A 21,525-nucleotide genomic window follows, 5' to 3' on the forward strand; every position below is an offset into this window, starting at 1 on the left:
TCATGTACGAACTCTTCAAGGGCCTCGGCGCCTGGCTGGTCAGCGGCGAACAGTGGGCCGGCCCCGACGGCATCGGGCACCGTCTCGCCGAGCATCTCCAGTACTCGCTGCTCGCCACTCTCGTCGCCGCCGCCATCGCGCTCCCGATCGGCCTGCTCATCGGGCACACCGGGCGCGGCGCCTTCCTCGCCATCAACCTCTCCAGTTTCGGGCGCGCGCTGCCCACGGTCGGGCTCGTCGTGCTGGTCTTCCTCGTCAGCGGCCTGTCGATGTGGCCGGTCTACATCGCCCTCGTGGCGCTCGCCGTTCCCTCCATCGTCACCAACACGTACGCGGGGATGACCGCCGTCGACCCCGATGTGCGGGACGCGGCGCGCGGCCAGGGGATGCGCTGGTACCAGGTCCTCTTCCAGGTCGAACTGCCGCTCGCGCTGCCCCTGATCACGACCGGGCTCAGGCTCGCGCTCATCCAGGTCGTCGCGACGGCCACCATCGCCGCGTACGTGTCCTTCGGCGGGCTCGGCCGGTACGTCTTCGACGGGCTCGCCCAGCGCGACCTCGTTCAGGTGCTCGGCGGCGCCGTGCTCGTGGCGGTCGTCGCCGTCGTACTCGATCTCGCGCTCTCCGCACTCCAGCGCGCCCTTTTCCGCCACCGCCCCGCCAAGTCGGCCTAGGAGCAAGCACAATGAACCGCAGGACTCTCCTCGGCGGGCTCTTCGCCGCCGCTTCCGTCCCCGCCCTCGCCTCCTGCAGCAGTGGCATCACCTCCCTCGACGGTCAGGGATCCGGCGGCGGTGGCGGAGGCTCCAGCAAGGGCGGCGTCACCATCGGCACCGCCAACTTCACCGAGAACCAGGTGCTGGGACATCTCTACGCCGCCGCCCTCGGCGCGGCCGGCGTGAAGACCACCGTCCGCCCCAACCTCGGCACCCGCGAGATTCTCATCCCCGCTCTCAAGGGCGGCGACATCGACCTCCTGCCCGAGTACCAGGGCGCCCTGCTGCACTACCTCGACGCCGAGGCCGCGGCCACGGAGGAGGGCGAGATGCAGAACGCCCTCGCCATGGTGCTGCCGGCCGGCCTCCAGATCCTTCCCTACGGCGAGGCCGAGGACTCCGACGCCTTCGTCGTCACCCGGGAGACCGCCGACAGGTACGCCCTCACGTCCCTCGCCGACCTCGCCCGGTACAACGGCAAGCTCGTCATCGGCGCGGCGCCCGAGGTCAAGAAGCGCACGGTGGGCTCGGTGGGCCTCAAGGACGTGTACGGCGTGGAGTTCAAGGAGTTCAAGTCCCTCGACTCCTCGGGGCCGCTCGTCAAGGGCGCCCTGAAGAAGGGCGACGTCGACGTCGCGAACCTGTTCACCACCGACACCGACATCGTCGCCGAGAACTGGGTCGTCCTCACCGATCCCAAGAATCTGATCCCCGGCCAGCACGTCGTCCCCCTCATCGCCGACCGCAAGGCCGACTCGACGGTCCGCAAGGCACTCGCCCGCCTCGGGAACGCGCTGACCACCAAGGACCTCACCGAGCTCAACCGCCTGGTGGACAAGGACAAGAAGGACCCCGAGGACGTCGCCAACGACTGGGCGGCGCAGCACGGGATCAAGAAGTAGCCACCGCCGGAACGGGCGGCGGAAGCACACCATCGAGAGGCCAGGTGACCGAGTCATGGCAGTTGAGGACCTGGTGGAGCGGCGCTCCATCGACGTCGTACCGGACGACGAGCGGCACGGGACCGCGTTCAGTCAGTTCACCCTCTGGCTCGGCGCCAACCTCCAGATCACCGCGGTCGTCACGGGCGCGCTCGCTGTCGTCCTGGGCGGTGACGTGGTCTGGTCGGCAGCCGGCCTCCTGCTGGGCAACCTCCTCGGCGGTGCCGTCATGGCCCTGCACTCCGCGCAGGGCCCGAAGCTCGGCCTGCCCCAGATGATCCAGTCCCGCGCCCAGTTCGGGGTGCGCGGTGCGGTCGTACCCCTCGTCCTGGTCATCCTCATGTACGTGGGCTTCTTCGCGAGCGGCAGTGTCCTCGCCGGACAGGCGACGGCACAGCTCACTCACACGAACGACACCACCGGCATCATCGTCTTCGCGGTCGTCACCGCCGTGACGGCAGCGGTCGGCTACCGCGTGATCCACGCCCTGGGGCGGGTGGCCGGCGTGGTCTGCGCGCTCGCCTTCGTCTACCTGGGCATCCGCCTCCTGGACCGCGTGGACCTGTCGGCGTTGCTCGGTGACGCACACTTCGACCTGCCGATGTTCCTGCTCGCGGTGTCGCTCTCGGCATCCTGGCAACTCGCCTTCGGGCCGTACGTCGCGGACTACTCGCGCTATCTGCCGCGTACGACGTCGGGGCGGGCGACGTTCTGGTGGACCCTTTCGGGATCGGCCGTCGGCTCACAGTGGTCGATGACGTTCGGGGTGCTCGTGGCGGCGAGCGCGGGGGACGCGTTCCTCGCCGACCAGGTCGGATACGTGGTCGGCCTGGGCGGCACGGGCCTGATCGCGTCGTTCCTGTACTTCGTGATCGCGCTCGGCAAGCTGACCGTCAACGTGCTCAACACCTACGGCGGCTTCATGTCGATGGTGACCAGCATCAGCGGGTTCCGCGGCGACAGGACGCTGTCGCCACGCGGCAGGACCGCGTACATCGCGCTGATCATGGTCGCGGGGACGGCGGTGGCACTCCTGGGCAAGGACACCTTCCTGACGTCCTTCAAGGACTTCCTGCTGTTCCTGCTGACGTTCTTCACTCCGTGGTCGGCGATCAACCTGGTCGACTACTACCTGATCTCACGGGAGCGGTACGACATCCCGGCGCTCTTCGACCCGGAGGGCCGCTACGGCGCCTGGCGCTGGGACGCCCTCACGGTCTACGGGGTGGGCATCCTCGCCCAGCTCCCGTTCCTCGTGACGCACTTCTACACGGGCCCGCTGGTGGAACCGCTGGGCGGCGCGGACATCTCCTGGATCGTGGGCCTGGTGGTCCCTGCGGCCCTGTACTGGCTGCTGGCCCGCCGCGAGACGCCGCACGCCCCGGACGACACCCGGTACGCCCCGGCTTCCGCGCGGAAGGCCTGACCGTGCGCAAGCTCGGCACGGCTACGCCCTCGCGGGGGCGTAGCCGTGCCGGTGTCGCCGGATGTCAGTAGGCGGAGTCGACGTTGTCGATGGAGCCGTACTTGTCCGCGGCGTAGTTGGCGGCCGCGGTGATGTTGGCGACCGGGTCGGTCAGGTCCTGCGGGGTGCCGTCGACGTGGTACGCGTCGAAGGTCGGCTGGATCACCTGCAGGAGGCCCTTGGAGGGCGTGCCGTTCTGCGCGTTGACGTCCCAGCCGTTGGAGGCGTCGGGGTCACCGCCGGACTCGCGCATGATGTTGCGGTGCAGGCCCTCGTAGCTGCCGGGGATTCCCTCGGCCTCCATGATCTCGAGGGACTCCCGGATCCAGCCGTCCAGGTTGTCCAGGTCTGCCTTGCCGGCCTGCTCGGCGACGGCGGCCGCCTGCGCGGAGACTCCCGCTGCGGAGGCCGCGGCCGACGCGGACACGCTGTGCGTGGCCGGCGCGGAGGCGTGCGCGGGGGACGGTACGAGGGTCAGGGCCGCTGCTGCGGCTCCGGCGGCGCACAGACCGGAGACCGAGAACCTGCGGATCCGGGCGGCACGGGTGGCGGGGGCCAGGGACTGGGTGGACGTACGGATGTAAACACTCTCCTTGCGCTGCTTGATGCCAGGGAAGCCTCGGGGCCGGTGGCTGCGGAGCGGAATTGCGCGGCGAGGTCCGTACCTGCGGAACGCGGCGCCTGCCCGGTCCGCAACATCAGCTCCCGGGGACTCGACCCATGGTTAGCAGCACGCCGGAGTGACGGCAATGCCCGTTATTACTAGGTGCCTACGTAGAACGGATCCCAGAGGCCGGCCGGCGCCCCCGGACGCCGCGAACCCCTGCGCCGGGCCGTACTACCGCGCCTCATATGTGATCCGGGCCCTATGGGTTGACTCACAACCACGGACCGGTGCCGAGCGGCCGGCCGCTGAGCAGGCTCCTCCTAGAGGGGTGCCTGCTGCTCCGGCGTGTCCCCGGGCATGGTGAAGCGCGTCAGGACCTCGGCCGTGGTGGGAAGTGCGGGTATCAGGTCGCCGACGCCCGTGACGTCGAGCAGCCTCGTGAGCTGTGGTGGTGCGGCGGCCAACGACAGGGACCCGTGACGGTCCTTCGCGTACCGCAGGACGGCGATCATCGTATTGAGGCCGGAGGAATCGCAGAACTCCACGGGCGCCAGGTCCAGGACCAGGTGCGGCCTGCCCTGCCTGATCAGCTCCATGGCCCGGGTCCGCAAGGCCGGCGCACTGTCCACATCGATCTCTCCGGCGACCGTGAGGACGGCGATCGAATCCGCCGGATACCTGACAGTGAGGATGAGGGTCTGGCTGTGCGTCATGGGTGTCAGTACTCCAGGCCGGGAGCGGGCGCCGTCACGGCGGGAGCGGCATGGCCCGCTGGAAGATCACGCATCAGATGTCGACTGCCGAACCGTACCTCATGACAACTATTGCCGTACGGAAACTCATCGAGCCTCGGTCGCGACCCCGGGAACCTGTGGCGGACGGGGGTAGGATATTCGGGGCCGTGCATGTGTGTCCCGGAACCTCAGTCCTGGCTTTCCGTACGAGCGCAGCGGATGCCCGGCTCGATTGCTCGGTCCGGTGGCCAGACGGACGAGTGAGGCGATGCCGGATCGGAGTGTCATCAATATGGGCCTGAGCCCCGAACCCGACCATCGGTCGCGGGATGTGGCCCGTGAGGGTTCCGAGTTCGTCGAACTCCTCGAAGTCCTCTGGGAGCACGGACGCGACGCCGTGCCGACAGGCCCGGTCTCCCCTTCCCAGCTCCGCGTGCTGTACACGCTGGACCGGGAGGAGGGCATCAATCTGCGGATGCTCGCCGATGCCCTGGGATCGGCCTCCCCCTCGGTCAGCAGGTTGTGCGACCGGCTGCAGGCCACGGGTTTCGTGGAGCGCGCTCCCAGCCCCGTGAGCCGCCGGGAGCTGGAGCTCCGGCTGACCAGCCTCGGCAAGGCATACCTCGTCGACCTGCGCATGCGCAGGGAGGAGGTGCTGATGTCCACGATCGACGCCATGCCGGCCAAGACGCGGCGTTCGCTCCTCGAGGGACTCAGGGCCTTCCGCAACGCGGCTGCGTCCTCGGGGCAGGACAGCGACGGGGCGAGACCCTTGCGGTCGACCGGGTAGAAGCCGGCCGACCGCCAGGCCGCCTGATCGGCCACGGTCACGGTCACACGAGGGTGTCGACGGTGGAGGACTGCCGTCCGAACCAGTCCAGGCAGACCACCAGGGCGTCGTCCTCCAGCGGTGTGGTGCCCCGGTAGTCCCGCAGGTCGCGCAGGACCGCGAGAGGCACCTGCTCGGAAGGCAGGAAGCGGTGCGCGGACAGGGACCGCGCGAGGGCACGCTGCCCGTAGTGCTCCCCCGCCGCCGACGCGCTGTCGTAGACGCCGTCACTACCGATCAGCAGCCGGTCTCCCGGCTCCACGTGAAAGCGCTCCGCGACGTACTCCGTCTCTTCGAACATGCCCAGCGGGAGCTGCGCGTCGAAGTCGAAGGTTTCGACGCCGCGACCCCTCAGCCGCCACATGCGGGGGGAGCCCGCGTCCACGGCCTCCACCTCGCCCGTGGCCAGATCGAAGCGAAGCAGCAGGACCGACGCGTACAGGGCTCCACGGTGCTGGGCGTAGACGGCCTGGTCGGCAAGGCTGGCCTGGCCGGAAAGGTCGAGGCCGGCGCGCCGGGCGTTGCGCAGGGCGTTCACGACGAGATTGGTCAGCAGGGCCGCCTCCATCCCCTTGCCCATCCCGTTGGTGACGGTGAGCGTGAGGTGATGGGCCGACACCGACCAGTCGAAGTTGTCACCGAAGATCGCGTACGCGGGCTCCAGGTGGGCGCCCAGCGAGAATTCGGGGCGGGACACGGAGCGGCCGGGCAGCAACTGCCACTGCATCTCCGCCGCCAGGGTCAGCCGTGTGGCGCGGCGGGCGAGGAGGTAGAGGTCGGTGTCCCGTTCGGCGACCAGGATCTCGTGGCCGAGCGCTTCGCAGATCTGCTGCATCTCCGCGAGGCCCTCGCGGGACCAGCCGCTCTCCCGCGCCGTGACGCTGAGGACACCGAGCCGGTCGCCCCGGACGGTCACCGGCAGGTGCGCGGTCGCCGGACCGGGCGTGGTCCGGGGCTCCACGAAGGCTTCCTGGGCGCCGAAGGCCCGCCCTTGCGGGCTGTCATGTATGTGCACCGGCTCCGCGAGGGGAGTCTCGGACACCACTTGGAGCGTGGTCACGCCGTAGTCGGCGAGCCGCAACTCCACGCTCTGTACGTCGTACTGCTCCCGCAGAGCCGTCGTGACGACGTCGAGGAGCTGATGAGGTGCGGCCTTGCGCAGCTCTCGCTCGACGGCAGCGAATCTGTCCACGTGATCCTGTTTCTCGTCGTGCTGCGCCGAAACCCCGGACCGTCCGTGGGCCCCGGCCGTCGGCCTCCAGCGTACGGGGCCTGTACCCGATCCAGCGCGGCGCGCCCAAGGGGTCGCGCCGGTGGTCGGCGCTGCTCATCTTACGATGCCCAGAGACAACTGTTTCCGCACAGCAAGAAAATTCGCGTCATGGCGCATGGGCCTCCCGAGGCGGGGCAAGGGCTCGTCAGGAAGCGAGCTCGTTCCAGGGAGGGTGACAAGAAGTGATGAGTGAACAGACTGCCGGGCTCATGCCGACTGACGTGACGTCGGCTTCGGAGGCTTCGCCGGAGCGTGTCGGTGAGCTGCCCTGGATCGAGGACGCGGGCAAGGTGGCCCCGAAGGACGCGCGCGCCCTGTCGGCGCTGTTCTTCGAGCAGCTGCAGGTCCTGGAGGAGGGCACGCGTGAGTACCAGTACGCGCGCAACACCCTCATCGAGATGAACATCTCCCTGGTCAGGTTCGCCGCGCGCCGCTTCCGCAACCGGGGCAGCGGCGAGATGGAGGACATCACCCAGGTCGGAACCATCGGACTCATCAAGGCCATCGACCGGTTCGAGCTCTCCCGTGAGGTCGAGTTCACCACCTTCGCCGTCCCCTACATCGTCGGCGAGATCAAGCGCTTCTTCCGTGACACCACCTGGGCCGTCCACGTCCCGCGACGGCTGCAGGAACTCCGCGTGGATCTGGCCAAGGCGAAGGACGAACTCGCCACCCTCCTGGACCGTGACCCGACGGCGAAGGAACTGGCCGCCCACATGGACCTCACCGAGGACGAGGTCATCGAGGGCATCATCGCGTCGAACGGCTACACCGCGGGCTCCCTGGACCTGCCGACCGACTCCGGGGAAACGCCGGGCTCGGCGTCCCGCACGTTCGCCGACATCCTGGGCGAGCCGGACTCCGCCATGGAGACCGTGGAGAACCTGCATGCCCTGGCCCCGCTCCTGGAGGAGCTCGACGACCGCGAGCGCCGCATCATCGAGATGCGCTTCGGCCAGGAGATGACGCAGTCGCAGATAGGCGCCGAACTCGACGTCTCCCAGATGCACGTCTCCCGCCTCCTCACACGCACCCTCAACAAGCTCCGCGCCGGCATGCTTGCCTGAGCCGTCCGCGCCAGGCGCCGACACCTCTGCCGGAGGTCGCGACGGCTGCGGAAGTGCACGGTGAACCCGGTTACGGCCGCGACCCGATTGTGGTCGGCCAGTTCCGTTCCGCAGTCCCGGGTGAGCATGAACCGCACGGCGGATGGATGCGGCTGGTTTCCGGCTGACGTCGAACCTGCCCGGCCGAGCCGCGGCGCGATGTCCGTCGCGGCGCCTGGCGCACGGCCCGCCCCTTCGCTGCGCAGGGGAACCGACGACCGTCACTGCCTCAGCTCGCGCCGCGCGTGAGCCACGTGCCATCCCGGCGAGCATGACCGACGCCGGCGATCCCTTGACTCTCAGGTCCGCGAAGACGCCTCGTCGGTGCGTCCCCAGCCGTTCCCGGGCCGAAACAGGGCCCTGTCGCGTTTCTGCCCCCGTGCCGTGAGGCAGGTCGTGGCATCTGCGGACGGGGCCGTCGGCGGGGCTGTGGCCCAGTCCGCCCCGACCGCCCGCGCCCCCCTTGGCGTACGGCACTTCTGCCGTCCCTCGACGCTTCGGCCCCGCACCGCTGAAGCCGCACCGGCCGGTCGCCGGAACGAGCCGTCAGTCGCGGCTGAATACAGCCGGTACCCGGACAAACATCGTGTGGACGCGATCATCGTATCGAGCGAATGTCAGCAACTTCCCTTGGTTCAGGGGGCGAAGCGGCCGTTAGGGTTCCTCTTGGTCTGGACGGGTTCCCGTCCAAATACCGCTTTTCCCTCCTGTTGCCCGGTGGTGTCCGCAAACGCGCCCCACCGCCCTGACCAAGGAGACCTTGCCCGATGACCACTGACTCGACCACGGAAGCGCAAGTGGAGTTGCCCCGGCAGTCCAGCCTGAGCACGGCGGCTGCCCGCAACCTCGCCACCACGACCAAGTCCGCCCCGCAGATGCAGGAGATCACCTCTCGCTGGCTCCTGCGCATGCTCCCCTGGGTGGAGACCCAGGGCGGGGCCTACCGAGTGAACCGCCGGCTGACGTACACCGTCGGCGACGGGAGCGTGGAGTTCATCCAGGACGGCGCCGACGTCCGGGTGATTCCCCGTGAGCTCGGTGAACTGGCCCTGCTGCGCGGCTTCGACGACGTGGAGGTACTCACAGCCGTCGCGGACAAGTGCGTCCAACGCGACTTCCGCCCCGGCGAGACACTGGTGGAGCGCGGGACGCCCGCGGACCAGCTCCACCTGATCGCCCACGGCCGCATCAGCCGGGCCTCCCTCGGCAAGTACGGCGACGAGGCCGCTCTGGACGTACTCGCCGACGGCGACCGGTTCGGAGAGCACGCCCTGCTGGAGGAGGACGCCCGGTGGGAGCACACCGCCACCGCAGAGACCTCGGGCACGCTCCTCACCCTGTCACGCGCCGACTTCACCGCCGTGCTGTCCACAGCGCCGAGCCTCCGAGCCCACCTCGAAGAGTTCTCGTCGCTCTCCCGCCAACGGCAGAACCATCGCGGCGAGGCGGAGATCGCGATGTCGGCCGGCCACAGCGGCGAGGCGGAGCTGCCCGGCGCGTTCGTCGACTACGAACTGAAGCCGCGCGAGTACGAACTCTCGGTCGCCCAGACCATTCTGCGGATCCACACGAGGGTCGCCGACCTCTACAACGGGCCGATGAACCAGACGAAGGAGCAACTCAGGCTCACCATCGAGGCGTTGCGCGAGCGCCAGGAGCACGAGCTGATCAACAACCGGGAGTTCGGCCTGCTCCACAACGCCGACTTCAAGCAGCGCATCCAGACGCACTCCGGCCCCCCGACCCCGGACGACATGGACGAACTGCTCTGCCGGCGCCGGGGCACCAAGTTCTTCCTCGCGCACCCCCGGACGATCGCGGCGATCGGGCGCGGGTTCAACGCGCGTGGGGTCTATCCGGACCACGTCGACCTCGGCGGCCAGCAGGTCCCGGCCTGGCGCGGGGTCCCGATCCTCCCCTGCAACAAGATCCCCGTCACCCAGGAGAAGACCAGCTCGATCCTCGCCATGCGTACCGGCGAGGAGAACCAGGGCGTCATCGGTCTGCACCAGACCGGGCTGCCGGACGAGTACGAACCGGGTCTGTCGGTCCGCTTCATGGGCCTCGACGAGAAGGCGATCACGTCCTACCTCGTCAGTACCTACTACTCCGCCGCCATCCTCGTGCCGGACGCGGTCGGCGTGCTGGAGAACGTGCAGATCGCCCGCTGGCCCAAGTAGCGGGCCCGGCCCGAAAGGCCTGTGCGACACCCCCTGGTGCGACACCCCCAACCCCTCTCGGGGCGGTCGCGCATGCCCCAGAGGGCTTCGGGACAGTCGCCCACCCCACCAAGGAGCCATGGATGTCCGAGCCTGAGCTGCCACCGCCACAGTCCCACCTGCAAGAGGCCGCTTCCCGCTTCGGGGCGCACGTCCTCGCTGCCGCCGCGGCCCGCGCCTGCGATATCGACGCCGCCACCGGCGGCCCACCCCGCGTGCCTTCCTCGCCCGCCCCGCCCGCGGTTCCCGCGCCCGCCCCGACTCCGCTCCTCACCCCGGCGGCCCAGGTGCCCGCACCGGGCGCCGGACTGGAACGGATCCTGCGTGGTCCCAGCGGTCTGGGCACCGCCGGCCTGCGCCTGATCCTGCGGGAACAGCCGCCGACCCCGTCGGACCCGCCGGCGGACACAGCGGAAGGCACGCCGGTTCCGGGCCTCTACTACCACCCGGTGCCCGAGCCCGACCCGGTGCGGGTGGAGGAAGTCGGCCGAAGGATCAAGTCCTGGGCGTTGGACGAGGTCAGCCTGTATCCCGATGACTGGGAGGAGGAGTTCGACGGCTTCTCCGTGGGCCGCTACATGGTCGCCTGCCATCCGGACGCGCCCACCGTCGACCATCTGATGATCGCCACACGCCTGATGGTGGCCGAGAACGCCGTGGACGACTGCTACTGCGAGGACCACGGGGGTTCGCCCGTCGGCCTGGGCGAACGTCTTCTGCTGGCGCACACCGCCCTCGACCCGCTGTACACGACGCAGGAGTACCAGCCGCAGTGGGCGAAGTCGCTCCACGCGGACGCGCCCCGGCGCGCCTACCGCTCCGCCATGGAGTACTTCGTCCGAGCGGCGAGCCCCTCCCAGGCGGACAGGTTGCGGCACGACATGGCCCGGCTGCACATGGGGTACCTCGCCGAAGCGGCCTGGGCGCAGCTGGACCACGTACCGGAGGTGTGGGAGTACCTGGCGATGCGCCAGTTCAACAACTTCCGGCCCTGCCCGACCATCACCGACACCGTCGGCGGCTACGAACTGCCGGCGGACCTGCACGCCCAGCCCGGCATGCAGAAGGTCATCGCCCTCGCGGGGAACGCGACGACCATCGTGAACGACCTGTACTCGTACACCAAGGAACTCGACACTCCGGGCCAGCACCTGAACCTGCCCGTCGTGATCGCCGAACGTGAAGGCCTCTCCGAACGGGACGCCTATCTGAAGTCGGTGGAGGTCCACAACGACCTCATGCACGACTTCGAACGAGAAGCCTCCGCCCTGGCCGAGGCCTGCCCCGCCCCCGACGTGCAGCGCTTCCTCCGGGGCGTGGCCGCATGGGTCGACGGCAACCACTACTGGCACCGGACCAACACGTACCGCTACAGCCTGCCCGATTTCTGGTAAGAGAATGGACTCATCCGTGACCCACACCGAACTCACCGCCACCGCCACCACCTCCCTCCACATCCCCCGCCCGTCGACGCCCTACCAGGGGGACATCGCCCGCTACTGGGACGGGGAGGCCAGGCCCGTGAACCTGCGCCTCGGCGATGTCGACGGCCTCTACCACCACCACTACGGCATCGGTGACGTGGACCACGCCGCACTCGGTGACTCCGCGGACAGCGAGAGCGAGAAGAAACTCATCGCCGAACTCCACCGGCTGGAGTCGGCCCAGGCGGAGTTCCTTCTCGGGCATCTCGGTGACATCGGTAGTGACGACACCCTTGTGGACGCCGGCTGTGGCCGCGGCGGCTCGATGGTGATGGCGCACCAGCGCTTCGGATGCAAGGTCGAAGGTGTCACGCTGTCCGCCAAGCAGGCCGACTTCGCCAACCGTCGGGCCCGCGAACTGCGCGTCCAGGACCACGTCCGCGCCCGCGTCTGCAACATGCTCGCCACGCCGTTCGAGACCGGGTCGGCCGCGGCCTCATGGAACAACGAGTCGAGCATGTACGTCGACCTCGACGACCTCTTCGCCGAACACTCCCGCATCCTCGAGGTCGGCGGCCGCTATGTGACCATCACCGGCTGCTGGAACCCGCGGTACGGTCAGCCCTCGAAGTGGGTCTCGCAGATCAACGCGCACTTCGAGTGCAACATCCACTCGCGCCGGGAGTACCTGCGCGCCATGGCCGACAATCGCCTCGTGCCCCAGGCCGTCATCGACCTCACTCCCGACACCCTGCCCTACTGGGAGCTGCGGGCCACGTCTTCCCTGGTCACGGGAATCGAGGACGCGTTCATCAACTCCTACCGGGACGGGTCCTTCCAGTACCTCCTCATCGCAGCCGACCGCATCTGACCGCCTGCTGACCGGAAGGGCCCGCCCCGGTGGAACGGGCCCTCTCCGTGACCCCGGCCCGATGCGGCTCGGCGTGCAGCCGGCCCAGTCGTTGCTGAGGGGAGCGCTGTCTCCGGATCAGCCGGATCAGCCCACCAGATCCGGCGCGCGCAGCATCTCGGGCGGGATGCCCCAGGCGTCGACGAAGTCGACTGCGAGGGGCCGGACCTTGCGGCAGAGGTCGTTCACCTCACGGCTGATCGCCTTGGAACGCTGTACGGTCAGCCGGCCGTGCTCCATGAACCAGGCCCGGTCCGCCTCGATCGTCGACAGGGCGAACAGGTCGCACAGCAACCCCAGCGCGACCTTGTTCCCGCTCGCGGGCAGGGCACGCACCTTGTCGACGAACGCCTCCAGCACCAGCCGCTCGACGTGTGCGTGAGCGACCGCGATGACGTGGTCCTGAACCTGCGAGAAGACGGCTCCGGGGTTGCGCTTCTGGTCGATCCCGCGCTTGAGCCGGCGGGCCACGCCGGCGAGCATGTGCTCCTCGCGGTAGCGGAGCATGGCGAGCTGGTACTCCGAGTCGAGCAGGCCGGCTTCCCGGTCCCACTCGTCGCCGCCGGGAAGCAGGTCGCGTACCCGCTCGAGCAGTTTGTGGGCCGAAGTCTTCTCGATGACCGTCTCGACGGCGAGACCGGTGACGTAGCGGACCATGCCGAGCTGGTCCAGATCCTCGAACTCGCTCGCGTAATGGGTGAGCAGACCCTTGGCCACGAGCTGGAGCAGGACGTGGTTGTCGCCCTCGAAGGTGGTGAAGATGTCGCTGTCGCTCTTGAGAGCGGCGAACCGGTTCACGGCCAGGTAGCCGGCGCCGCCGCACGCCTCGCGGCACTCCTGGATGACCCGGGTGGCGTGCCAGGTGCCGAGCGCCTTGGTGCCTGCGGCCCGTGACTCCAGCCGGCGCCGCGCCTGCGCGTCGTCCTCGATGCCGGAGAAGACGTCGTGCAGCTGTGTGCGCACGACGTCCTGCGCGAAGTGCAGCGCATACGTCCGCGCGATGAGCGGCAGCAGACGACGCTGGTGCAGGCCGTAGTCCAGGAGCAGTTGCTCCTCCGCGTCGGGGGTCGCTTCGAACTGCCGGCGCCGCACGGCGTACTTCGTGGCGATCGCGAGAGCGACCTTGGCCGCGTTGACCCCGGCGCCACCGACGCTGACCCGGCCCTGCACCAGCGTGCCGAGCATGGTGAAGAAGCGTCGGTCGGGGTTCTCGATCGGGCTCTCGTAGACGCCTTCGGCGGTGACGTCGGCGAACCGGTTGAGCAGCGCCTCGCGCGGCACCCGCACGCCGTCGAACCAGATGCGGCCGTTGTCCACGCCGTTGAGGCCCATCTTGCGGCCGTCGTCCTCGATCCGGACGCCGGGCGCCACCTCTCCGCCGACCCGGATCGGCACGACGAACGCGTGCACACCCTCGGACGTACCGCCCACTTCCAGCTGGGCGAAGACGACCGCAAGCTCCGCGTGGCGGGCCGCGTTGCCGATGTAGTCCTTGCGCGCCTGGTCGCCGTGTGTGGTGATGACGAACTCCTGGCGGGCGGCGTCGTACTTCGCGAGGGTGCCGAGCGCCTGGACATTGGAGCCGTGCCCGGTCTCGGTCATCGCGAAGCATCCCATCAGCCGCCCCGTGATCAGGTCCGGCAGGTGGGCGTCGTGGTGGCGTTCGGTCCCCAGGTGCAGGATCGCGCCGCCGAAGAGTCCGAACTGCACGCCGACCTTCACCAGCACCGACAGGTCACCGAAGGCAAGGGTCTCGAAAGCGGCGATCGAGGCTCCGATGTCGCCGCCCCCGCCGTACTTGCTCGGGAAACCCATTCCCGTCTGGCCCGTCGCGGCCATCTCGACCACGAGCTCACGTACCCGCTCGCGAAACGCGTCGATGCCGAGCTCGTCGGCCTCCTCGAGAACGGAGGCATACGTCACCAGGTTGGTCCGGACGAGGCCGCGGATCCCGGCGTACTCGCCGTCGAGCACCTCGGTCAGGGCCCGGACGTCGACCTCGGGCTGCACGTATCCGCTCGCAGCAGTGGATGTGTTGTCAGTGGCCATGCCATCTCGCTACCCCGCCCGGGGACGATCAAGCGGTCGACCGGCGCTCTCAGGGCCGAACGAGGGAGGCGCGGCAGGTGACCGAGCAGGTGCATTCCACGTCCCGGCCCCGCTCGGCGCCGTGGGCCGGTGCGGTTGCTCGACACGCTGGGGCTCACGCCCGGCAGCTGACTGCGGCGCGAGGCACAGTGGTGGCATGACCGCGGACAACACGAACATTCTGGCCCGGGGAAGCGTGGCGACCCGGCTGCCGGCCCAGGACCTGGACCGGGCACGGCGTTTCTACTCCGAGACGCTCGGTCTGGAGCCCGTCGACGAACGGCCCGGTGGGCTGCTGTACCGGTGCGGAGAAACGGAGTTCGCCCTGTTCGAGTCGGCGGGATCCGCGCCCGGCACCTTCACCCAGATGGGCTGGCAGGTCGACGACGTGGAGACGATCGTGGCGGAACTCAAGCAACGCGGCGTGAGGTTCGAAGAGGTCGACCTGCCCGGGCTCCGGACACGGGACGGGATCGCCGACATCGACGGGAACTACCCGAGCAAGGGGGCACGGGGAGAACGCGCCGCCTGGTTCCGCGACAGCGAGGGAAACCTGCTGGGCATCGGCGAACCGGTCGCCTGAAGCACACCGTGGTCGGCCGACGCCCGTGCGGCCGGTCGCCCCGGCTGTGCACCTTGTGCGCCGCCCGGGTCAGCTCTGCTTCGGCGGCTTCTGCGCGTCGAAAGCGAAGAGAGTGTTCTTGGCCGCGGCCACGATCACCGCACCCCCCGCAACGGTCACGCGCGGGCTTGCCCCCTGCTCGCCCGTCAAGCCGTCGGCCTGCGGATCTGTTGTCCACAGCGCTGTGCCGTCGTGCGGGGACAGCGCGACCACCCGGCCGGTGGCCGAACTGAAATACAGTGCGTCGGCCCCCGCCACGGGACCCGACGCGCCCTCCACGCCCGTCTGCCGCGACCACTTCTTCCGGCCGGTCGCGGGGTCGAGCGCCGTGATGAGACCCGTCTGCCCGCTCACGTAGACGGTGCCGTCCACCATGCCGGGCGTCCCCCCGTACGTCGTGGCCAGTCGGGAGTACGTGACCTTCCGCGAGGCCGGGTCGACACGCGCCACCCCGTCGTAGCCGGTCATGGCCGTTCCCTCCATGTGCTCCTGGAGGAGTACGAGGCTGCCGTCGGCGACGCCCATCGGCACGGCGGGGCCGTCAACCGCGATGGGCCTGCCCAGCGCCCCCGAGGCACGGTCGACCGTGTACAGGGTCGGGTGGCGCACCTCCGATGCGTCCACCTCCGTATCCGCCGCGCACATCGCGAAGAGCTGTGCGCCCCCCTGGACGGCAGCGCACTGCGTCTCCGCGGGGAACGGCGTCTTCCAGGTGACCTCACCGCTGTGCGCGTCCCGGGCCTCGAAGCGGGAGTTGGAAGCGTCGACCGTCACGACGGCCGAGCCGGTCACGACGGCGTCCCGGGTGCGACCGGTGACGGCCGTCGACTGGGCGCCGGACGGCACGGACCACAGCTCCCGGCCGTTGTTCGCGTCGATGGCCACCACCTCGCTGGGAGGGTCCTGCGGGGCGTCCTGGGCGGCGAAGCGGTAACCGAGCACCGTGTCGTCGGTGGCGCCCACCAGGTGCATGCCCTGGACGGGGACGCCCGGGCTCTTGGCCGTCCACACCCGTGAGCCGTCCGTGGCCTTGATACGGGTCGCGACCACACCGCCGCCCCCGCAGAACAGCGCGTCGGCCCGCGCGACGCAGCGCAGCTCGTCGGGGATGTCCTCGCTACCGCCCTGCACGGTCCTGCGCCACGGTTCGAAGCCGTCCGGAAGTGCGGCACCCGGCGCCGCCACGCTGTTGCCCTTGTCGCCGCCGCTGTTCCCCCCGGAGCCGCCCGACTTCAGCGCGGCGACTCCCCCGCCGATCGCTGCCACGGCGACCGCGGCCGCGAGCACGGGACGCCACCGGCGACGCAGACGGCGGCCGACGGTGGTGCCGGTGCTCCCTGAATCGGGACCGGCCGGGTCGGTGGCCGGGGCGGTCCGCGTGGGGGTGGCCGGCGTCGGGAAGTGATGCTGGGTGTTCATGTCGCGGGTACGGCCCGCGCCGGCCCCTTTCGCGTCGGTCCCGCCGAGGTCGGTCGGCAGATCCCGCAGCAGCACGAGGAGTTCGTCCGCAGAGGGGCGCCCCTCGGGCTCCTTGCCCAGGCACGACTCGACGACCGCACGCAAGGCCACCGGCACGGCACCCAGGGACGGCTCCTCGTGCACCACCTGATAGGCCGTCATGTACGGGCTGTCCGCGTCGAAGGGCCCGTGGCCCGTCGCCGCGTACACCAGCAGTGTCCCCAGCGAGAAGACATCGGACCGCGGCCCCACACCACGCGGCGCCTGCAACTGCTCCGGCGACATGAAGGGCGGCGTACCGATGACACGCCCTGTCATCGTCAGCGTCTGCTGGTCCACGGCGCGCGAAATGCCGAAGTCGATGACGCGCGGGCCCTCGGGAGAGAGCACGACGTTCGAGGGCTTCAGGTCACGGTGGACGACCCCCACCCGGTGGATGTCGCGCAGTGCCTCCGCCAGCCCGATGGCGAGGTTCCTGAGCTCGGCTCCGTTCAGCGGGCCGTCCGCGGCGATGCGCTGGGCAAGGGTGTGCCCCTCGATGTAGGTCGTCGCCATCCACGGCTGCTCGGCCTCGGGCGCAGCGTCGACCACAGCGGCGGTGAACGCGCCGCTCACCCGCCTCGCGGCCGCCACCTCCTGCCGGAAACGCGTGCGGAACTCGTCGTCCCCAGCGAACTGCTGGTGGATCAGTTTGATCGCGACAGGTCGCCCCGAACTCGTACGGGCCAGAAAGACCGTGCCCATGCCACCCGAGCCGAGTCGCGCCTCAAGTGGATAACCGCCGATCTCGGCTGGATCACCTCCGCGCAGCGACACTCTTCCCGACCTCCCGTCCCCCGTGCACTCTGCCCCCACGGGCCTGCGTACCTGTCCTGCACACAAACTAGCCGCAGGGCAGTGCGGCCGAGCAAAGCGGGTGACGAACAGGGAGTCGGGGCCTGCTTCCGTGCCGCTCGGGAAGAACCCCCGCCGAGCGGCCCGGGTTCCGGAGTTCGTCGCACCGGACCCTTTAGCCGAATGCCGCCGCGGAGTGGCGTTCACCGTGGTCGGCGCGTTGGGTGGAACGCAGGCCGGTCGGAGAGGTGATCTCCCTTGAACTCGAACAGTTCCGCCGCCGGAGACGGTGAGCATCTCTTCCACGGGTTCCTGGCAGAAGTGCACTCCACGGCCCCGACGGATCTACCGTTACTCCTCAATCGGTACGCCGTCCTCCTGGGCCTGCGCCAGGCCGATGTCTACCTCGTTGACCTGCAGCAACAACGACTGACGTCGCTCTTTGGCGAGGACCAGCTCGTTGTGGATGCGTCCTTGGCCGGCTGGGCCTTCCGCGCACTGGCCCTGCGTGTGGATAGTACGGAGACCGGCACTCTGATCGTCTGGATACCGCTCGTGGACGGGGTGGAGCGCCTGGGAGTCGTCGGCATCCAGGTGGATTCACTGGACAGCACACGGCTGGAGCGTTGCAGAACGCTCGCTTCCATCCTGGCGATGGCCATCACCTCCAAGCGCGCGATCAGCGACCGATTCGTGCAGCATGCCCGCACCGAAGCGATGACGCTACCGGCGGAGATGGTACGGGCCCTGCTGCCGCCCCGGACGGTGGGTGAGGCCCGGGCCCTCTCCACAGCGGTCCTTGAACCGGCCTACGAGCTCGGCGGAGATGCGTTCGACCACTCTCTGACGGAGTCGACACTGCACGCCGTGATCCTCGACGCGATGGGCCACAATCTTGCGTCAGGAATGACTACCGCGATCGCGATGGCCGGGTGCAGGAGTGCCCGCCGCAAGGGAGCTGGGCTGCGGGAACTCGTCAGAACTGTCGACGACGCCCTCTCCGAGTGGCTTCCGGAGCAGTTCTGCACCGGAATCGCCCTGCAACTGGACATGTCCAGCGGGATCATGAGCTGGATCAACTGCGGCCACCCTCCGCCCCTGCTCATCCGCGATCACCAGGTCCTGGAGAATGCCCTGGAACGAACCGGCGAACCGCCCATGGGCACACCCGGAAGCCTTGTGCCCTCGTCGCGTGTGGTGCACGAGGTTCCTTTGCAGCCCGGCGACCGAGTCCTCCTCTACACGGACGGAGTGACCGAAGCCCGCTTGGCCGGCGGACCGCAATTCGGCCTGGAGGGATTCACGGCCTCCATCATCCGCGCCACTGCCGCGGGGGAAACGGCCTCGGAGGCCCTCCGACAGCTGATCCACTCGATTCGGAAGCGCCAGAACGACAAGCTGAACGACGATGCGACCATCCTCATGATCGAGTGGCGGTGAAGCCGGTCGAGGGCACCATGCCCCGGCAGGGGGCATGGTCCGAACGCCCCGGGTCAGAGCTGGTTGATCGCGCGCATCGCCAGGCCCTCGGTGCCGGCCCAACCGTTCACCCGCGCCGCGTCGTCGTAGGAGACGGAGGAGAGGCCGTCGGGCAGATCGAAGATGAGCGTGCCGTTGAGTTCGGTGCCCTCACCGGCGACCAGGGTGGCGGTGAACCGGTCGGACTGGTCGTACTCCGCCTCGCCGCCCTCGTCGTTGCCGAAGACGTACAGGCCCGCGTACGCCCTGCCGTCTCCTTCGACGACGACGGGCTCGGTGTCCGGCTCTCCGAGCGTCTCGACGACGGAGGCGTCGTTCCCTGCCCCGAGCCGCACCATCGGTGCGTCGTTCAGGACGCAGGGCTTCTTGTTGCCGTTGGTGACGGTCAGCAGGAAGTGGCGGGGGGTCTCCCCGGACGGGTCCTGCAACTCGACCGCGGTGTTGAGGTCGGTGGCCTTGCAGTCCTGGTAGCCGGTGCCGTTGCCTCCGCCGGTCTCGCCGCTGTCCCCGGTCGCGTCGCCACTGCCGGTTCCGGTGGCGGTGCCGGAGTCACCCGAGGGTTCGGGACTCTTCGACGTGCTCTCCCCGGCCGACGCGGAGGCCGACGGGGCGGCGTTGTCCTCACCCACGGAGGCCTGGCAGGCGGTGCCCCCCAGCAGCGCCGCCACCGCAACGGCCCCCAAGAGGGCGCCGCGCAGGCCCTGATGGAGCGATCCGACTCTCACTGTCTTCGCGTGCACGCTGTGTTCCGCTCCCCCGAGACCAGCCCCCAGGACCGGTCGATGTCTCAAGCTCTGCACAGCCATTGTGGTTGCCGCCCATCAGCCGGTCACCCCGGATCCGGGTCTGTTACAGCCCTCGGACGAACTGATGCCTTGGCGTGACGATGGCGCCTGCGGCACGGCCGCCACGGCCCGAGGAGGGGGAGTCATACCCTGACTCCCGGACCGGTGATGCGAGGGACCACAGCTGCGGTGTCAGTCCGCTGACGTATCCTTCCGGCCACCACACACCGACTCGGAGGACCGAGAGAATTGACCGGCCTGTCTGCTTTCCCGCTGCCCTTCCATGCCTCCCGTTCCATATCGTTCGCGACACCCCGGACGCTGCGGGAAATTCAGATGATGCAGTGCAGCTCACACATTCGGGCGAAGCCCGGGTGGTTCGACAAGATGAACGATGCCGACATCGTCGCCAGGTGGACGCAGGAAGCGGTCACCCAAGGGCTCACCGAAGCGCAGGTTCTTTACGTCCTCGCCGAACTCGTGCATTACGCCGCGCTGCGGGACGCACGAACCGGCATCGAGGTCTCCGCCGTCGACGGGGTGTGGCAGTCGGACGCGCTGGTCGACGACAAGCTCAGGTCCCGGCTGCGCGAGGCGGTTCGGATTCTGGAAGAGGTCCCCGAGGCAGAACAGGACTGGCATCCCGGATCCGACGGCCAGGTATTGGATCTGGTTCATCCCTCACTGTTCTGTCTGGTGAGAGAGGTGAGCCGTGCGCCCGAGCGGGCTTGGCACAACCCGACGGACCGCTACTCGACCTACGAATTCTCGGAAAAATTCCAGTGGCTGCCCACGGACGTCGACGTCAGTTCCGACGGCGACGTCGCCTTCGGTTCGTACGTCAACAACGTCCACCCCGAGACTCATCACGAACTGGCTTCTGTCCTACCGGACTTGTTCGCGCGCTTTCGCCCTCTGTTCGAGAACGTGCTCACCGATCTGCGCCACCCCCGGCCCCTGCGGATCGAGGCCGATCCATACGGGTGGTACGACTCGGAGCCGGTACATCCGGACAAATCCTCCTTCAGCGAAGACGCGGCCTACGAGGAGGCACTCGGCGCATGGGAGGAGGCCCAGGAAGACTGGTGGGAAAACCGCATCCCGGTCATCCCGGACGCCCCGGTCTACACCCCGCCCGAGCTGCCCGATGAATCCGCCCGAGAGGACCTGCGCGGCCGCCGCCTCCAGGTCATCGTCAAGCTCGCCACCATCCATCTCACGCCGGACAAGCCCGAGTACACCGGCGGTTCCTGGCACGTCGAGGGGATGTTGAACGAGCGGATCGTATCGACCGGCATCTATTACTGGGACAGCGAGAACATCACCGAAAGCCGACTGGGCTTCCGGGCGGCACTCGACGACCCGAACTACGAACAGAACGACGACAACGGTCTGCGTGAGGTCTACGGCCTGGAGGACGAGGACGCACTGAACCAGAGGCTGGGATCGGCATCGACACCGGCGGGCCGCTGCCTGGCGTTCCCGAACATCCTGCAGCACCGCGTCGGCTCATTCCGCCTCACGGACGCCACCCGCCCCGGATATCGCAAAATTCTCGCGTTCTTCCTGGTCGACCCGTCGGAAAGGATCGTCTCCACCTCCGACGTGCCACCGCAGCAACCATGGTCCGATACCTCGACCATGACGCTTGAACAGGCAAAGACCTATCGCGAACAGCTCATGCAGGAACGCAAGTTCTTCGTCGCCGAGCACAACGAGCAGCTCTACGAACGAGAATTCTCCCTCTGCGAGCACTGAACCGAGGCAGAGGGCGTGGGAAGTAACCCGTAGCGCCGGAGGAAAGTCCCGCGGCGGCATGGAGGCGTCGTGGGGCAAGGACTCGCGCGACCCACGCGTTCGACCAAGCCGTTCCGCGGACTGCCGGAACGGGGCCGCAGAACACCGGCGTTCGGGGCAACGGCGTTCACCTCGTCGTCCCCGAACAGACCGTTGCCAGCAGATTGCACGGCCGGCAGCTCTGGCCCGGCGCCTGAGACAGAGGCACCGCCCACGGCGGCGAACGGCGCCCGCCGCG

At 69.0% G+C, this 21,525-nt stretch carries 17 protein-coding genes; 11 read left to right on the forward strand and 6 right to left on the reverse strand.

Annotated features, from left to right (window positions below; translation table 11 throughout):
* Positions 1 to 2 precede the first annotated feature (2 nt).
* The 3 genes from ACFQ6X_RS04235 to ACFQ6X_RS04245 are packed head-to-tail and all read left to right on the forward strand — an operon-like array spanning position 3 to position 3,083.
* On the forward strand, positions 3 to 674 hold the full coding sequence (locus ACFQ6X_RS04235; protein ID WP_383175620.1) for an ABC transporter permease: 672 nt from the start codon (positions 3 to 5) through the stop codon (positions 672 to 674).
* An 11-nt stretch (positions 675 to 685) separates the two neighbouring features.
* On the forward strand, positions 686 to 1,618 hold the full coding sequence (locus tag ACFQ6X_RS04240) for an ABC transporter substrate-binding protein (protein ID WP_383175623.1): 933 nt from the start codon (positions 686 to 688) through the stop codon (positions 1,616 to 1,618).
* Positions 1,619 to 1,673: 55 nt separating this feature from the next.
* A complete protein-coding gene (locus tag ACFQ6X_RS04245; RefSeq protein WP_383175626.1) occupies positions 1,674 to 3,083 on the forward strand; it encodes a purine-cytosine permease family protein in 1,410 nt (469 codons plus the stop codon).
* Between the two features lie 64 nt (positions 3,084 to 3,147).
* On the opposite strand, the gene ACFQ6X_RS04250 is transcribed toward ACFQ6X_RS04245, so the two are convergent.
* Entirely contained in the window at positions 3,148 to 3,630 is a 483-nt protein-coding gene (locus ACFQ6X_RS04250; protein ID WP_383176166.1) for a transglycosylase SLT domain-containing protein, read from the reverse strand.
* 419 nt (positions 3,631 to 4,049) lie between these two features.
* Complete coding sequence (locus tag ACFQ6X_RS04255; RefSeq protein ID WP_383175629.1) at positions 4,050 to 4,442, reverse strand: STAS domain-containing protein; 393 nt, start codon at positions 4,440 to 4,442, stop codon at positions 4,050 to 4,052.
* 313 nt (positions 4,443 to 4,755) lie between these two features.
* Here ACFQ6X_RS04255 and ACFQ6X_RS04260 point away from each other — a divergent pair, with 313 nt between their 5' ends.
* The gene (locus ACFQ6X_RS04260) at positions 4,756 to 5,253 is read left to right on the forward strand and encodes a MarR family winged helix-turn-helix transcriptional regulator (RefSeq protein WP_383176169.1); all 498 of its coding nucleotides are present in this window, start codon (positions 4,756 to 4,758) and stop codon (positions 5,251 to 5,253) included.
* A 43-nt stretch (positions 5,254 to 5,296) separates the two neighbouring features.
* Here ACFQ6X_RS04260 and ACFQ6X_RS04265 read toward each other — a convergent pair whose 3' ends face one another.
* Positions 5,297 to 6,484: a PP2C family protein-serine/threonine phosphatase gene (locus ACFQ6X_RS04265; RefSeq protein ID WP_383175632.1), complete on the reverse strand. Its 1,188-nt coding sequence runs from the start codon at positions 6,482 to 6,484 to the stop codon at positions 5,297 to 5,299.
* Positions 6,485 to 6,774: 290 nt separating this feature from the next.
* On the opposite strand from ACFQ6X_RS04265, the gene ACFQ6X_RS04270 reads away from it, so the two are divergent.
* From ACFQ6X_RS04270 to ACFQ6X_RS04285, 4 genes are all read left to right on the forward strand, one after another.
* Positions 6,775 to 7,632 carry a SigB/SigF/SigG family RNA polymerase sigma factor gene (locus ACFQ6X_RS04270; RefSeq protein ID WP_383175635.1) on the forward strand — a complete coding sequence of 286 codons (858 nt, stop codon included), beginning with the start codon at positions 6,775 to 6,777 and terminating at the stop codon, positions 7,630 to 7,632.
* 806 nt (positions 7,633 to 8,438) lie between these two features.
* A complete protein-coding gene (locus ACFQ6X_RS04275) occupies positions 8,439 to 9,851 on the forward strand; it encodes a family 2B encapsulin nanocompartment shell protein (protein ID WP_383175638.1) in 1,413 nt (470 codons plus the stop codon).
* Positions 9,852 to 9,973: 122 nt separating this feature from the next.
* Positions 9,974 to 11,284 carry a family 2 encapsulin nanocompartment cargo protein terpene cyclase gene (locus ACFQ6X_RS04280; protein ID WP_383175641.1) on the forward strand — a complete coding sequence of 437 codons (1,311 nt, stop codon included), beginning with the start codon at positions 9,974 to 9,976 and terminating at the stop codon, positions 11,282 to 11,284.
* 16 nt (positions 11,285 to 11,300) lie between these two features.
* Entirely contained in the window at positions 11,301 to 12,185 is an 885-nt protein-coding gene (locus ACFQ6X_RS04285; RefSeq protein WP_383175644.1) for a geranyl diphosphate 2-C-methyltransferase, read from the forward strand.
* Between the two features lie 126 nt (positions 12,186 to 12,311).
* Here the strand turns inward: ACFQ6X_RS04285 and ACFQ6X_RS04290 are convergent, their stop codons facing one another.
* The gene (locus ACFQ6X_RS04290; RefSeq protein ID WP_383175647.1) at positions 12,312 to 14,273 is read right to left on the reverse strand and encodes an acyl-CoA dehydrogenase; all 1,962 of its coding nucleotides are present in this window, start codon (positions 14,271 to 14,273) and stop codon (positions 12,312 to 12,314) included.
* Positions 14,274 to 14,469: 196 nt separating this feature from the next.
* On the opposite strand from ACFQ6X_RS04290, the gene ACFQ6X_RS04295 reads away from it, so the two are divergent.
* On the forward strand, positions 14,470 to 14,895 hold the full coding sequence (locus tag ACFQ6X_RS04295; RefSeq protein ID WP_383175650.1) for a VOC family protein: 426 nt from the start codon (positions 14,470 to 14,472) through the stop codon (positions 14,893 to 14,895).
* Positions 14,896 to 14,964: 69 nt separating this feature from the next.
* Here ACFQ6X_RS04295 and ACFQ6X_RS04300 read toward each other — a convergent pair whose 3' ends face one another.
* Positions 14,965 to 17,208, reverse strand: coding sequence for a PQQ-binding-like beta-propeller repeat protein (locus ACFQ6X_RS04300; protein WP_383175653.1), 2,244 nt, complete (start codon positions 17,206 to 17,208; stop codon positions 14,965 to 14,967).
* Positions 17,209 to 17,484: 276 nt separating this feature from the next.
* Between ACFQ6X_RS04300 and ACFQ6X_RS04305 the strand changes: the two genes are divergently transcribed.
* Entirely contained in the window at positions 17,485 to 18,666 is a 1,182-nt protein-coding gene (locus ACFQ6X_RS04305; RefSeq protein WP_383175656.1) for a PP2C family protein-serine/threonine phosphatase, read from the forward strand.
* Between the two features lie 53 nt (positions 18,667 to 18,719).
* Here the strand turns inward: ACFQ6X_RS04305 and ACFQ6X_RS04310 are convergent, their stop codons facing one another.
* Positions 18,720 to 19,445, reverse strand: a complete 726-nt coding sequence (locus ACFQ6X_RS04310; RefSeq protein ID WP_383175659.1) for a DUF4232 domain-containing protein — start codon at positions 19,443 to 19,445, stop codon at positions 18,720 to 18,722.
* Between the two features lie 294 nt (positions 19,446 to 19,739).
* On the opposite strand from ACFQ6X_RS04310, the gene ACFQ6X_RS04315 reads away from it, so the two are divergent.
* Complete coding sequence (locus tag ACFQ6X_RS04315; protein ID WP_383175662.1) at positions 19,740 to 21,248, forward strand: DUF4246 domain-containing protein; 1,509 nt, start codon at positions 19,740 to 19,742, stop codon at positions 21,246 to 21,248.
* Positions 21,249 to 21,525 lie beyond the last annotated feature (277 nt).

It is taken from the genome of Streptomyces sp. NPDC056452 (assembly GCF_042796085.1).
Lineage (GTDB): Bacteria > Actinomycetota > Actinomycetes > Streptomycetales > Streptomycetaceae > Streptomyces.